General features: G+C 68.8%; 11 protein-coding genes. 7 read left to right on the forward strand and 4 right to left on the reverse strand.

What is annotated here, in order from left to right; genetic code table 11:
- The first annotated feature begins 34 nt into the window (after positions 1-34).
- The 5 genes from LG380_RS05095 (at position 35) to yeiP (ending at position 5,751) form a co-directional block, all read left to right on the forward strand.
- Positions 35-823: an enoyl-CoA hydratase-related protein gene (locus LG380_RS05095; protein WP_225763892.1), complete on the forward strand. Its 789-nt coding sequence runs from the start codon at positions 35-37 to the stop codon at positions 821-823.
- Positions 824-845: 22 nt separating this feature from the next.
- On the forward strand, positions 846-1,739 hold the full coding sequence (locus LG380_RS05100) for a hydroxymethylglutaryl-CoA lyase (RefSeq protein ID WP_225763893.1): 894 nt from the start codon (positions 846-848) through the stop codon (positions 1,737-1,739).
- Positions 1,740-1,906: 167 nt separating this feature from the next.
- Positions 1,907-4,288 carry an EAL domain-containing protein gene (locus LG380_RS05105; RefSeq protein WP_225763894.1) on the forward strand — a complete coding sequence of 794 codons (2,382 nt, stop codon included), beginning with the start codon at positions 1,907-1,909 and terminating at the stop codon, positions 4,286-4,288.
- Positions 4,289-4,357: 69 nt separating this feature from the next.
- Entirely contained in the window at positions 4,358-5,128 is a 771-nt protein-coding gene (locus tag LG380_RS05110) for an SDR family NAD(P)-dependent oxidoreductase (RefSeq protein ID WP_225763895.1), read from the forward strand.
- A gap of 56 nt (positions 5,129-5,184) precedes the next feature.
- Complete coding sequence (gene yeiP / locus LG380_RS05115) at positions 5,185-5,751, forward strand: elongation factor P-like protein YeiP (protein WP_225763896.1); 567 nt, start codon at positions 5,185-5,187, stop codon at positions 5,749-5,751.
- A gap of 67 nt (positions 5,752-5,818) precedes the next feature.
- Here yeiP and LG380_RS05120 read toward each other — a convergent pair whose 3' ends face one another.
- From LG380_RS05120 to LG380_RS05130, 3 genes are read right to left on the reverse strand one after another with little or no spacing between them, the layout of a single operon-like run.
- The gene (locus tag LG380_RS05120; protein ID WP_225763897.1) at positions 5,819-7,597 is read right to left on the reverse strand and encodes a DUF4105 domain-containing protein; all 1,779 of its coding nucleotides are present in this window, start codon (positions 7,595-7,597) and stop codon (positions 5,819-5,821) included.
- Complete coding sequence (locus LG380_RS05125) at positions 7,597-7,908, reverse strand: DUF2388 domain-containing protein (protein ID WP_225763898.1); 312 nt, start codon at positions 7,906-7,908, stop codon at positions 7,597-7,599. The genes LG380_RS05120 and LG380_RS05125 overlap by 1 nt, the downstream gene beginning before the upstream one ends.
- 50 nt (positions 7,909-7,958) lie before the next feature.
- Positions 7,959-9,347 (reverse strand): FAD-binding oxidoreductase, encoded by a 1,389-nt coding sequence (locus LG380_RS05130; protein ID WP_225763899.1) that lies wholly within the window; start codon positions 9,345-9,347, stop codon positions 7,959-7,961.
- 205 nt (positions 9,348-9,552) lie between these two features.
- Here LG380_RS05130 and serA point away from each other — a divergent pair, with 205 nt between their 5' ends.
- On the forward strand, positions 9,553-10,794 hold the full coding sequence (gene serA / locus LG380_RS05135; RefSeq protein WP_225763900.1) for a phosphoglycerate dehydrogenase: 1,242 nt from the start codon (positions 9,553-9,555) through the stop codon (positions 10,792-10,794).
- An 18-nt stretch (positions 10,795-10,812) separates the two neighbouring features.
- Here serA and LG380_RS05140 read toward each other — a convergent pair whose 3' ends face one another.
- Positions 10,813-11,367: an NUDIX hydrolase gene (locus LG380_RS05140; protein WP_225763901.1), complete on the reverse strand. Its 555-nt coding sequence runs from the start codon at positions 11,365-11,367 to the stop codon at positions 10,813-10,815.
- A gap of 174 nt (positions 11,368-11,541) precedes the next feature.
- On the opposite strand from LG380_RS05140, the gene LG380_RS05145 reads away from it, so the two are divergent.
- Positions 11,542-13,017 carry an amino acid permease gene (locus LG380_RS05145; RefSeq protein WP_225763902.1) on the forward strand — a complete coding sequence of 492 codons (1,476 nt, stop codon included), beginning with the start codon at positions 11,542-11,544 and terminating at the stop codon, positions 13,015-13,017.
- Positions 13,018-13,057: the final 40 nt, after the last annotated feature.

Raw genomic sequence — 13,057 nt, forward strand, 5'->3', positions numbered from 1 at the left:
ATCCACGGCTGCCTTTATTCCGGATCAAACAAGAATGAGTGACGCCCTGCTGGTCGAGCTGCGTGGCCCGGTACTGGAACTGCGGTTGAACCGCCCCGACCTGCACAACGCCTTCGATGCCGGATTGATCGCCATCCTGACCCGCGCCCTGGAAGCCGCGGCCGACGACGAGCGCGTGCGCGCGGTTCTGCTCAGTGGCTCCGGCGCCTCGTTCTCGGCCGGCGCCGACCTGCAGTGGATGCGCGGCATGGCGGCGGCCAGCGAGGAGGAGAACCGCCAGGACTCGCTGGCGCTGGCCCGGCTGATGCGCACGCTGGACGAACTGCCCCGGCCCACCCTCGCCCGCGTCCACGGCCCGGCCTTCGGCGGCGGCGTCGGCCTGGTGGCCTGCTGCGACATTGCCATCGCCACCCCGCAGGCGCGCTTCGGGCTGACCGAAAGCCGGCTTGGCCTGCTGCCGGCGGTGATCTCGCCCTACGTGATCGACGCGATCGGCCCGCGCCAGGCACGGCGCTGGTTCGCCACCGGCGAACATTTCGATGCCGCCACCGCCCAGGCCATCGGCCTGGTGCACGAGGTGGTCGAGGCGGACGCGCTGGATGCGGCCATCGCCCGCCAGCTCGACCTGCTGGGCAAGGCTGGCCCGATTGCCGCGGCCTCGGCCAAGTCACTGGTCCGCCGAGTCCACGCCGGCACTGACCGCGACGTGCTGGATGCCGACAACGCCGCACTGATCGCCCGCCTGCGGGTCTCGCCCGAAGGCCAGGAAGGCCTGGGCGCCTTCCTCGAGAAGCGTGCGCCGTCCTGGACCACCCGGGGCTGAGCCTCCCGCAGGAAACATCGCCATGAACGATTTCGTCCGTATCGTCGAGGTCGGCCCGCGTGACGGGCTGCAGAACGAGAAGACCCATGTTGCCACCGCCGACAAGATCCAGCTGATCGGCCGGCTCTCGGCCACCGGCCTGAAGACCATCGAGGCCACCAGCTTCGTCAGCCCCAGGTGGGTGCCGCAGCTGGCCGACGCCGCCGAGGTCTATGCCGGCATCCAACGCCGGCCGGGGGTCGCCTATCCGGTACTGGTGCCCAACGAGCAGGGTTACGAGCGCGCCCTGGCCGTGGGCGTGCGCGAGGTCGCCGTGTTCACCGCGGCCTCCGAGCAGTTCAACCGCACCAATACCAACGCCGGCATCGACGAGTCGCTGCAGCGCTTCGCGCCGATTCTGGCCCGCGCCGCGGCCGACGGAGTCAAGGTGCGCGGCTACGTCTCCACCGTGCTCGGCTGCCCCTACCAGGGCGAGGTGCCGCTGGCCGACGTGGTGCGGGTGGCCGCGGCCCTGCACCGCATGGGCTGCTACGAGGTCTCGCTGGGCGACACCATCGGCGTGGGCACCCCGCGCAAGGCCCGGACCATGCTCAAGGCGGTTGCCGCCGAGGTCCCGGTCGACGCACTGGCCCTCCATTTCCACGACACCTATGGCCAGGCGCTGGCCAATATCGCGTCTTGTCTTGAAGAGGGGGTGCGCGTGGTGGACGCGGCGGTGTCCGGCGCCGGCGGCTGTCCCTATGCCCGTGGCGCAAGCGGCAATGTCGCCAGTGAAGATGTGGTGTATATGTTGCACGGAATGGGGATTGAGACTGGCGTCGACCTCCTGGCCCTGGCCGAAACCGGCCGGTGGCTGGCAGGCCGCCTCGGCCGGGAAACGGGAAGCAGGACAGGAAGGGCATTGGCGCCTACATGAGCACAGCCGACCAGCGCAACGACACGGATGCCGGTGACCACGTCACTGCCTAGCTTGATGCGCTGTCGGAGCTCGACCAGGCCCTCTCACATCCCCACCCGGCCAACCTGCACCGGCTGCTGCAGGCCGCACGCGATGCCCTGCAGCAGGCCATCGACGACCGCCGCTTGGCGCAGCCGCGCTACGCCGCCCTGTTCGACGCCCTGCCCGACCCGGTCAGCATCCTCAGCGAGACCGGCATCGTCCTGGAGGTCAACCGGGCCGGCATCAGGGCCTATGGCCGCCCGCGCGAGGAGATCGTCGGCCAGCCGATCGAGCTGCTCAATCCCGACCTGCCCCGCAACCACCTCGAGCCGGTCTGGGAAAAACTCAGCCACGGTGACACCTACGTCATCGAGGTCACCAACATGCGCGGCGACGGCAGCCGCTTCCCGGTGGAGGTGCACTCGGCCGCGCTCGAGCTGGACGGCCAGCGCGGCATCGTGGCGATTGCCCGTGACCTGAGCTCACGCTGGCAGGCCGAGTCGCGCCACCGGCTGCTGATGGAGTCCATCGACAAGGGCGTGCTGCTGTTCGACCGCGACATGAACGTGGTCTCGGCCAATCCGGCCGCGCACCGCATCCTCGGCATCGGCGACGAGGCGACCCTGCGTCTGACTGGTGCGCCGGAGGAATGGACCATCGTCGACGAGCACGGCCGCGCGCTGCCGGTCGCGCAGTTGCCGGCAAGCCTCGCCCTGGCGACCGGCCGCATCATCCGCAGTACCACCATCGGCATGTACCACCGCCCGCGTGGGCGGATGATCTGGATCTCGACCACCAACGTGCCGGTGTTCTCTCCCGGCCAGTCCACGCCGGACTTCGTGTTCGGGCTGTTCAGTGACATCACCGAGCTCAAGCGCGACAACGCCCTGTTCGACCGCGCGCAGTCGCTGGCGCATATCGGCGGCTGGGAATGGGACCGCAGCCAGTCGCGGCTGTACCTGACCGGCGAGGCCCGCCGCATCCTGGGCCAGCACCATCCCATGGAATGCATGGAAGACCTGATGCAGTGCCTGGGCCGCGACGACGAGCTGCGCCTGCAGCAGGCCCTGCAGGAAGCGATCGAGCATCGCGCCTGCTTCGAGCTGGAAATGCAGGGCCACCGCAGCGACGGGCATGCGTTCTGGGTGCGGATGATCGGCGAAGTGGAAGCCGGTGACCTGGCCTCCACGCGCATCGCCGGCACCCTGCAGGACATCACCGACCGCAAGCAGGCCGAGGAAACCCTGCGCATCCAGGCGCGTACCGATCCCCTGACCGGGATCATGAACCGCGATGCGGTACTGGGCGACCTGGCCACGCGCCTGGCCAACCCGACCCACGCCCAGGTCGCGGTGCTGTACATCGACCTGGACCGCTTCAAGACCGTCAACGACGTGCTTGGCCACAACGCCGGCGACGAACTGCTGGTCGAGGCTGCCCGCCGCATCGCCGCCGCGGTCGGCACCGAGGGCCTGATCGCCCGTTTCGGCGGCGACGAATTCCTCGTCGTGTGCGATGCACGCGACCGCCCGCAGCGCCCGCAGCAGCTGGCCGAGGCGATCAATGGCAACTTCGCCCCGCCGTTCCGCTTCGGCAAGGAGGAGTTCTCGGTCACCACCAGCATCGGCATCGCCCGCGCCCCGCAGGACGGCACCACGCCGCAGCAGCTGATCCAGAGCGGCGACGTGGCGATGTACGACTGCAAGCGCCGCACCCGCAACGGCTGGCAGTTGTTCTCGCCGGAGCTGGCGCAGCGCCAGCAGGACCGCCTGCAGATCGAGGGCCGGCTGCGCCGCGCGCTGGACACCAACGAGTTCCGGCTGGTCTACCAACCGCAGGTGGACCTGCGCCACGGCCGCGTGGTCGCTGCCGAGGCGCTGATCCGCTGGCAGAACGAGGAGCTCGGCGAGCTGCGCCCGGACCTTTTCATTTCCCACGCCGAAAGCACCGGCGACATCGTGCGCATCGGCGACTGGGTGCTGCGCGAGGCCTGCCGCCAGGTGCGGCAGTGGCTGGACCAGGGGCTGGGCGTGGTGCGCGTGGCGATCAACGTGTCCTACCGCCAGTTCACCGGCAACGACCTGGCGCGCAAGGTGCGCGCGGTGCTGGACGAGTTTGGCCTGCCGGGGACCGCGCTGGAACTGGAGTTCACCGAGCGGGTGCTGATCGAGGATGCACCGGCCACGCTGCAGACCTTCGCCGACCTGCGCGCGATGGGCGTGATGCTGACCATCGACGATTTCGGCGAGGGCTACAGCGCACTGAACTACCTGCGCCGGCTGCCGATCCACGGACTCAAGCTCAGCCAGCTGTTCGTCTCCGGCGTGCCCGGCAACCGCTCGGACGTGGCGGTGTGCGAGGCGGTGTGCGGCATTGCCCGCAGCCTGGGCCTGGCGCTGGTGGCCGAGGGCGTGGAATCCGAGGCGCAGCGGCAGTTCCTGCTGGAACTGGGCGTGCCCGTCGGCCAGGGCTTCCTGTTCGCGCCTGGCCTGCCGGCCGACGAACTGGCGCGGCGGCTGGCCTGATCGCGCTGCCGCAGAGCGAAAGCCCGCTTCGGCTAGAATCGGCGGTTCTTCATCCCGCAGGATTGCCTGATGCAGCTCGATACCGTCCGCGCCGTGATCACCGGCGGCGTCTCCGGCCTTGGACTGGCCGTGGCCCAGTACATCGTCGCCCATGGCGGCAAGGTCGCCCTGTTCGACCTCAATGACGATAAAGGTGCCGCCGCGGTGGCCGCGCTGGGCGAAGGCAATGCCCGCTACTTCAACACCAACGTCACCGACGAGGCCGGCGTGGTCGCCAGCCTCGCCGCCGCCCGCGAGTTCCTCGGCGGCCTGAACGTGGCCATGAACTGTGCCGGCATCCTCGGCGCCGGCCGCGTGCTGGGCAAGGAAGCGCCGATGCCGCTGGCCAACTTCCAGACCACGGTGATGGTGAACCTGGTCGGCAGCTTCAACGTGGCCAAGGCCGCGGCCAACCTGATGCAGCACAACGAACCGGGCCAGGATGGCGAGCGCGGCGTGATCATCAACACCGCCAGCGTCGCGGCCTACGAAGGCCAGATCGGCCAGGCCGCCTACTCCGCCTCCAAGGGCGGCGTGGTCGGCATGACCCTGCCGATGGCGCGCGAACTGGCCCGTTTCGGCATCCGCGTGATGACCATCGCCCCGGGCGTGTTCTGGACGCCGATGGTCGACGGCATGCCCGAGTCGGTGCAGCAGTCGCTGGCCGCCTCGATCCCGTTCCCCTCGCGCCTGGGCAAGCCGGAGGACTTCGCGTCCCTGGTCGGCCACATCGTCGGCAACCCGTACCTCAACGGCGAGACCATCCGCCTGGACGGCGCCACCCGGCTGGCTCCGAAGTAATCTTCCAGGGCGCCAGCGGCGCCCTTCCTCCCTTTACCCACCAGCGACCCAATCGCATGAAAGCCAGCGAAATCAAGAAAGGCAACGTCGTCGAGTTCAACAACGGCGTCTACCAGATCCGTGACATCGAGCGCTCCTCCCCGCAGGGCCGCGGCGGCAACGTCCGCTTCCGTTTCATCATGTACAGCGTGCCCGGTGGCACCAAGCTCGACGCCAGCTTCGATGCCGATGACCAGCTGACCGAAGTCGAGCTGCTGCGCCGCCAGTCCACCTTCTCGTACATGGACGGCACCGCGTTCGTGTTCATGGACGACGAGGACTACACCCCGTACACGCTGGATGCGGACGTGATCGGCGATGACGCCGGCTACATCACCGAAGGCCTGGCCGGCATCTACGTGCAGGTGATCGACGAACAGCCGGTCGCCATCCAGCTGCCGCAGCACGTCACCCTGGAAGTGGTCGAGACCCCGCCGGAACTGAAGGGCGGCACCGCGACCAAGCGTCCGAAGCCGGCCAAGCTCAACACCGGCATCGAGATCATGGTCCCGGAATACATCGCCAACGGCGAGAAGATCCTGGTCAACACCACCACCGGCGAGTTCGGCGGCCGCGCCGACTGATCCGGCGGCAATCGCTATTATCGACAACGGCGCCTGTGGGGGCCGTTGTCGTTTCAAGATAAACCGCTCAATCCTGCCCGGCAGCCAGCTCGCGCACCCGCGCGCCCAGCCAGGCCACGCGCTCGCGGGCCTGCGCGACCTGCAACCGGTCGCGCGCCGGCAGCGCGTCCTCGCCGGCCTGCTGCAGCTGCCGCCAGTGCGCGCTGGCCGACTGGTTCCACCCCGCCAGGGTGGCCGGCACCGTCTCCAGTTCGGCGGGCTGCGGTATGCCGTAGCCATCCCCCCGGATGACGTTGCCCGGTGCGGACAATGCGCCGAGGTGACCACTCCAGTCGCGTGCGTCCTCGCGCACCTGCGCCATCGCCGGGTCGCGGCGTGTCCATTGCCGCTTCAGCACGTCCGCCGCGCGCAGCTCGGCGCGCCTGAGCGCGGCGGTCTCCAGCACCAGCCACGCGGCAGCATGTTCGAGCGTGACGTCCGCCGGAACCTCCCCGCGGGTGGCGGCGTCGCTGTCCAGCCAGCGCTCCAGCGGCAGCGCCGGCAACTGCCCGGCCCCGCGCAGCATCGCATGCAGCTGCTGGTATTCGGCACGCGCCGATGGGAAATAACTGCCCTCGCGCTGCGCGGCATGCGCATCGTCATGCGCCGCCGGGTCGACCAGCCCATCCCTGGCCAGCACGCGCAGCACGCCGCGCGGGGTGGTCCGGCGGTAGTGGCGGCCGCGCTGCGGATCCAGGGCGAGGTCGAGCAGGCGACCGGTCTCGACCGCGCAGTTGTTGCCGACGAAGGTGTAGTCGCCGTCGTAGCTCCAGTGCGTGCGCGCCGCTGCCTCCAGCAGGCCGCCGATCTGTTTTCGGTCCAGCGCCAGTGGCCACGCGCGCAGGTCGCGCAGCTCGATGCGGTTGTATTCGTCGATGACCTGGTCCAGCGGCAGCATGAACAGCCGCGAGGGATAGCCGCCGGTCAGTCCGCGCCAGCTGGAAATCTGCACGTCGTCGACGAAGGCGCGGAAGGACAGCACCCGGTGGTGGGCCAGGTCCATGCGGCAGCGCGGACCGGGTTCGCGTCCGGGCGCGCAGACGACCAGGCGCAGCATGCTGTGGCCGAAACGGCTCATCGGTGGGCCGCCGCTGTCGGCCAGCAGGTAGTCCACGGCGTAGACCCGGGCCGGATCGAGGTCTTCCAGTGCCAGCGTGCCGGCCACGCTACCGGTGCCAAGCAGCGGCAGTCCACTGTCGCAGGGAGATCGCTCCAGCGGTGCCTGGCCCAGGGTGGACTCGAACCAGCGCGCCAGCGCCGGGCGGCGGCAGGCATAAGTCGGATCGAGCAGGTACCACTCGAGGTTCACCGCGAACGCTTCGGCCGGGCTGTGGCGTTCGTAGTCATCGGGACTGCGCAGGCGGTAGCGATTGACGCCGCCGATGCGGTCCCAGCCGGCGAGCCGGCGAAAACCCTGCTGCGCGGACCAGCCACCACCCTGACCGCGGTCGAAGGCATGGGCGATCTCGTGCAGCAGCGCCGCCAGTGCCGGGTCGTGCGGCGCATCCGGTGCCGGGGCATCCAGCAACCGCGTGGACAGGCGGAGTTCGCCGCGCCAATGGCGACCGGCGACATGTCTGGGAAGCTGTTCGTCGAAGACCACGCGCAGCGTGCGCGGGTCGGCCTGCCAGTCCGCTGGCAGGGCCGACACCGCCTGGCTGGCCACTGCTTCGGCACGCGACCGTGCAGCCGCCGGCAGATCGGCCAGCTGAAGGTCCAGTTCAACCGCGATGGCGGGCCGGGCCGCCAGCAGGCAAGCCAGCAGCAGCCCGCCCCACGCAGCGGCGCGGCGGGCGCCGGCAGGCATCAGCGTGCCAGGATGGCGCGGGCCAGCTCCAGGTCGCTGGCGTCGGTGGCAACGTTGCCCTGCTCGCGCAGGTGCAGCAGCGCGGCCTGCAGGCGCACGCCACGCACGGCGCCATTGGTTGCGACGAAGCCGGCGGCCTCCTCGCGGGCGGCGCGGACGATCTTGTCGTCACCGGAGCTGCTGCCGCTGGAGGCGGAGCTGCCATCGGAGGCGGAGTTGGCCGACGAACCGGCGGTTGTGCCGGCAAAGCTGGAGGCCAGCGCGGACAGCGGCAGGGCCAGGAGGGCGCACAGCAGGATCGAACGGGTCATTGCGGAAGCCAGACGACGTGAGGAAATCGTGAAGGTTAGCGTCCCGCGCCTCAGGCGTCGAACACCTTGCCCGGATTCAGCAAGCCACTGGGATCGAACGCACGTTTTACCCCCTGCATCAGGGCGATCTCGGCCCGGCTGCGGGTGCTCGACAGGTATGGCTTCTTGACCAGGCCGATGCCGTGTTCGGCCGAGATGCTGCCGTCATAACGTGCCAGCACCTGGGCCAGCAGCTTGGTGACGTGCTCGCACTGGCCGACGAAATCGGCGTCAGAAGTGTCGTCGGGCTTGAGCACGTTGATGTGCAGGTTGCCGTCGCCGATGTGTCCGAACCACACCACCTCGAAATGTGGGTAGGCGTCGCCGATCAGCGACTGGGTCTGGGCCAAGAATGCCGGCATTGCCGAGATCCGCACCGACACGTCGTTCTTGTAAGGCTTGTGGCGGGCCACGGCCTCGGTGATGCCCTCGCGCAGCCGCCAGATCTGCTTCGCCTGCTCGACCGAGGCACTGATCACCCCGTCCAGCACCCAGCCCTGTTCGGCGCAGTGCTCGAACGCGGCCATCGCCGCGGCCTCGCCGGCCTCATCGCCGCTGGCGTACTCGGTGACCACGTAGTACGGATACGTCTGCTCGAACGGATAGTGGGCGCCGTGGGATGTGGTGTGCCTGACCGCAAGGTCGGTGAAGAACTCGAAGGCTTCCAGCTGCAGCCGCTCGCGGAACGCGGAGAACACCTGCATCAGCACCTCGAACGAGGGCAGCGCCAGCAGCATCACGTTGCTGGCCGGCGGCGGGTCCGTCAGCCGCACGGTCGCCTCGACGATCACGCCCAGCGTGCCTTCCGAGCCAACAATCAGCTGGCGGAAGTCATATCCGCTGGAATTCTTGATCAGCCCCTTGTTGAGCTCCAGCACTTCGCCATCGACGGTCACCACCTTCAGCCCGGCCACCCACTCGCGGGTGTTGCCGTAGCGGATCACGCGGATGCCGCCGGCGTTGGTGGCGATGTTGCCGCCGATCGTGCACGAACCGCGCGCGGCGAAGTCCACCGGGTAGATCAGGCCGTGCTCAAGCGCGGCGTTGTGCAGGGCCTCCAGCGGCATGCCGGCCTGCACGGTCAGGGTGCGGTCCACGGCATTGAAGTCCAGGGCCTTGTTCATCCGCTCCAGGCTCAGCACCAGCTCGCCATTGGCTGCTACCGCGCCACCGGACAGGCCGGTGCGGCCGCCGGAGGGCACCACCGCCACCTTCTGTGCGCTGGCCCAGCGCAGCACCGCCTGCACTTCCTCCACCGTCGCCGGCAGGGCGATTCCCAGCGGCGCCGGGGTCCAGCGCCGGGTCCAGTCGCGACCGTAATGCTCCAGGTCGGCGGGATCGGTCTTCAGGCGCAGGCCGGGGCAGGCTTGCAGCAGGGACTCCAGGCGCGGGTCGTTCATGGGAGCGTTCGCTGGCAGCGTGAAAGCCAGCAAGCGTGCCAGCCGCGCCGCGGCGCGTCCAGCCTGCGTGGCCGGTACGCAGGCATCCCCGATCGCTGCAGATGAAACCTTTTGCCATCAAGGCGTTGCAGGGTTGCGCAGCGCACAAAAGGGCCGGCGCTTCTGGCATAGTGCGGTGCTTCCTCCTGTCGTTTTGCGTACCGCCATGTCGCCGAAGAAGACCTCGTTCCCGAAACAGGACATCCGCGTTTTGTTGGTCGAGGGGGTCAGCCCGACGGCGGTGGAGACCTTCAAGGCGGCCGGCTACTCGCAGATCGAGCTGCACGCCAAGTCGCTGCCGGAAGACGAGCTCATCGCGCGCATCGCCGAGGCCCACATCATCGGCATCCGCTCGCGCACCCAGCTCAGCGCCGAGGTGCTGTCGCACGCCAAGCGCCTGATCGCGGTGGGCTGCTTCTGCATCGGCACCAACCAGGTGGACCTGGAAGCAGCCGAGCTGGCCGGCATCCCGGTATTCAACGCGCCCTACTCCAACACCCGCTCGGTGGCCGAACTGGTGATCGCCGAGACCATCATGCTGACCCGCGGCATCCCGCAGAAGAACGCGCAGTGCCACCGCGGCGGCTGGTCCAAGTCGGCCGCCGGCAGCCACGAGGTGCGCGGCAAGACGCTGGGCATCATCGGCTACGGCCACATCGGCACCCAGGTCGGCGTGATGGCCGAGGCGCTGGGCATGCATGTGATCTTCCACGACATCGAGACCAAGCTGTCGCTGGGCAACGCCCATCCGGCGGCGAGCCTGGATGACCTGCTGGCGCGCTCGGACGTCGTGACCCTGCACGTGCCGGAAACCCCGGCCACGCAGTGGATGATCGGCGCCGACCAGCTGGCGAGGATGAAGAAGGGCGCGCACCTGATCAATGCCGCGCGCGGCACCGTGGTCGACATCGATGCGCTGGACGCGGCGCTGCGCTCGGGCCACCTCGGCGGCGCGGCGGTGGACGTGTTCCCGGTCGAGCCCAAGGGCAACGACGACCTGTTCGAAAGCCCCCTGACCGCGCACGACAACGTGATCCTGACCCCGCATGTCGGCGGTTCCACGCTGGAAGCGCAGGACAACATCGGCGTGGAAGTGGCGGCCAAGCTGGTGCGCTACAGCGACAACGGCAGCACCCTGTCGGCGGTGAACTTCCCCGAGGTCACCCTGCCCGAGCACGCCAACAGCCTGCGCCTGCTGCACATCCACCGCAACGTGCCGGGCGTGCTGTCCAGGGTCAACGAGATCTTCTCCCGCCACCACGTCAACATCGACGGCCAGTTCCTGCGCACCGACCCGAAGGTCGGCTACGTGGTGATCGACATCACTGCCACCGAGCAGCAGGCAGCCCTGGTCAAGGAAGAACTGGCGGCAATCCCGGGCACGCTGCGTACCCGCATCCTCTACTGACCCTCTCCGCGGGGCGGATCAGGCGCGGCCGGCGAGCCACTTGCCGGCCATGCGCCGCAGCGACCCGTCAGCCGCAGGGTCGGCGTGGATCCCGGCAACCGGCCGCCACGCCAGAGCCAGCGACTCGGCGCTGACCTTGAATCGTTCATCGGCACCGGCCCGCACCACGTAGCGGACGTCGTAATGCCAGTGCCCGGCCACTTCGCCCCGTGCGGGGATCCAGTGCCGGTCCAGGTCGAAGATCGCCGCTGATCCCAGCGACAGGCCCGGCAGTCCCGATTCTTCTTCTGCTTCGCGCAACGCCACCGCGGCCAGGTCGGCATCGCCATCGGCATGTCCGCCCAGCTGCAGCCACCGGTCAAGCTTGCGGTGATGGGTCAACAGCACGCGCTGTCCGTCGCCGCTGACCAGCCAGGCGCTGCCGGTGAAATGGCCGGCCATGCGCTCGCGCACGAACGGATCGGCGCCGTCGTCGAGCAGCGCAAGGAATTCCTCCACGACACCGGCTTCGTGCGGCGAGCGCCGGCGGTAGTCATGCAGTTGCTGCTGTAGCGCAAAACGAAGGACGGCCATCGGACAATGCCAGGGAAAGCGGCCGACGATTATCGCGGCGATGTTGCATCCGCGCTTGTGGAGGCCGTCGGGCTTTGGCAAGGTAGGGCGATTGCATAACCCGCGCTGAATGCGCACGTCCATCCGCCGTTCGTATGCCGTTCGGCGTTACCTAGAACCTGGGGAAGCTTGCGAATGCTGAAGTCTTTGTTGAGGGTCAAGCCGGTGGAGCCTGCCGGTCACGTCGATGCGGGTGAACCGATAGAAGGCAGCCTGGACGGCGAAGCGACACTCAAGAGGACTCTCACCGCACGCCACCTGGTCCTGCTGGGCATGGGCGCGGTGATTGGCGCCGGCATCTTCGTGGTCACCGGCCAGGCCGCGGCCAACCACGCCGGCCCGGCGATCATGCTGTCCTTCGTGCTGGCCGGCCTGGCCTGTGCCTTCGCCGGCCTGTGCTACGCCGAGTTCGCGGCGATGCTGCCGGTCTCCGGCAGCGCTTACTCGTATGCCTACGCCACCCTCGGCGAGGGCATGGCCTGGTTCATCGGCTGGTGCCTGGTACTGGAATACCTGTTCGCCTCGTCCAGCGTGGCGGTGGGCTGGTCGGCGTACATGATCAGCTTCCTCACAACGACGCTGCACCTGCCCTTCCCCGACGCGCTGACCGCCGCGCCGATCCTCTGGCAGGACGGCGAGTTCATCAGCTCCGGCAAGCTGTTCAACCTGCCGGCGGTACTGATCGTGCTGGCCATCGCCGGCCTGCTGTACGTCGGCGTGACCCAGTCCAGCTTCGTCAACGCGATCATCGTGGCGATCAAGGTCACGGTGATCTGCCTGTTCGTCGGCTTCGGCGCGATGTACGTGGACCCGGCCAACTGGACCCCGTTCATCCCGGAGAACACCGGCACCTTCGGCGAGTTCGGCTGGAGCGGCGTGCTGCGCGCGGCCTCGATCGTGTTCTTTGCCTACATCGGCTTTGACGCGGTCTCCACCGCCGCCGGCGAGACCAAGGACCCGCAGCGCAACATGCCGATCGGCCTGCTTGGCTCGCTGGCGGTGTGCACGCTGATCTACATCGTGGTCTGCGCGGTGATGACCGGCCTGATGTCCTACACCTCGCTGGGCACCGACAAGCCGGTGGCCACCGCGCTGCAGGCCTACGCGCAGCTGGGCTGGCTCAAGACCTGGGTGGAGATCGGCGCGATCGCCGGGCTGTCCTCGGTGATCCTGGTGATGATGATGGGCCAGACCCGCGTGGCCTACACCATCTCCCGCGACGGCCTGCTGCCGCCGGTGTTCGGCCGCGTGCATCCCAAGTTCCGTACCCCGCACCTGAGCACGATCGTGGTCGGGCTGATTGCCGCCACGCTGGCCGGCCTGGTGCCGTTGAGCGTGCTGGGTGAGCTGGTTGCCATGGGCACCCTGCTGGCCTTTGCCGCGGTGTGCATCGGCGTGCTGGTGCTGCGCCGCACCCGCCCGGACATGCACCGCGCCTTCCGCGTGCCTGCAGTGTGGTTCGTCGCACCGGCCGGCGCGCTGATCTGCCTGGGCCTGTTCGCGATGGCCTTTGCCGACCACTGGCAGGTGTTCGTGCTGTGGACCCTGCTGGGCCTGGTGATCTACTTCGGCTACGGCATCCGCCACAGCCGCCTGGCGCGCGGCGCCTGAGCCTGGGCGGGCCGCGCATGCGGCCCGTTCCGTCCCATCT

This window comes from Stenotrophomonas sp. Marseille-Q4652, from assembly GCF_916618915.1.
In the GTDB taxonomy this organism is placed as follows: Bacteria; Pseudomonadota; Gammaproteobacteria; order Xanthomonadales; family Xanthomonadaceae; genus Stenotrophomonas.

Bases quoted from the DNA above. Each gene is read 5' to 3' on its own strand.
- LG380_RS05095 (WP_225763892.1), top strand. From the start codon at position 35: ATGAGTGACGCCCTGCTGGTCGAGCTGCGTGGCCCGGTACTGGAACTG.
- LG380_RS05100 (WP_225763893.1), top strand. From the start codon at position 846: ATGAACGATTTCGTCCGTATCGTCGAGGTCGGCCCGCGTGACGGGCTG.
- LG380_RS05110 (WP_225763895.1), top strand. From the start codon at position 4,358: ATGCAGCTCGATACCGTCCGCGCCGTGATCACCGGCGGCGTCTCCGGC.
- yeiP (WP_225763896.1), top strand. From the start codon at position 5,185: ATGAAAGCCAGCGAAATCAAGAAAGGCAACGTCGTCGAGTTCAACAAC.
- LG380_RS05120 (WP_225763897.1), bottom strand. From the start codon at position 7,597: ATGCCTGCCGGCGCCCGCCGCGCCGCTGCGTGGGGCGGGCTGCTGCTG.
- LG380_RS05125 (WP_225763898.1), bottom strand. From the start codon at position 7,908: ATGACCCGTTCGATCCTGCTGTGCGCCCTCCTGGCCCTGCCGCTGTCC.
- LG380_RS05130 (WP_225763899.1), bottom strand. From the start codon at position 9,347: ATGAACGACCCGCGCCTGGAGTCCCTGCTGCAAGCCTGCCCCGGCCTG.
- serA (WP_225763900.1), top strand. From the start codon at position 9,553: ATGTCGCCGAAGAAGACCTCGTTCCCGAAACAGGACATCCGCGTTTTG.
- LG380_RS05140 (WP_225763901.1), bottom strand. From the start codon at position 11,367: ATGGCCGTCCTTCGTTTTGCGCTACAGCAGCAACTGCATGACTACCGC.
- LG380_RS05145 (WP_225763902.1), top strand. From the start codon at position 11,542: ATGCTGAAGTCTTTGTTGAGGGTCAAGCCGGTGGAGCCTGCCGGTCAC.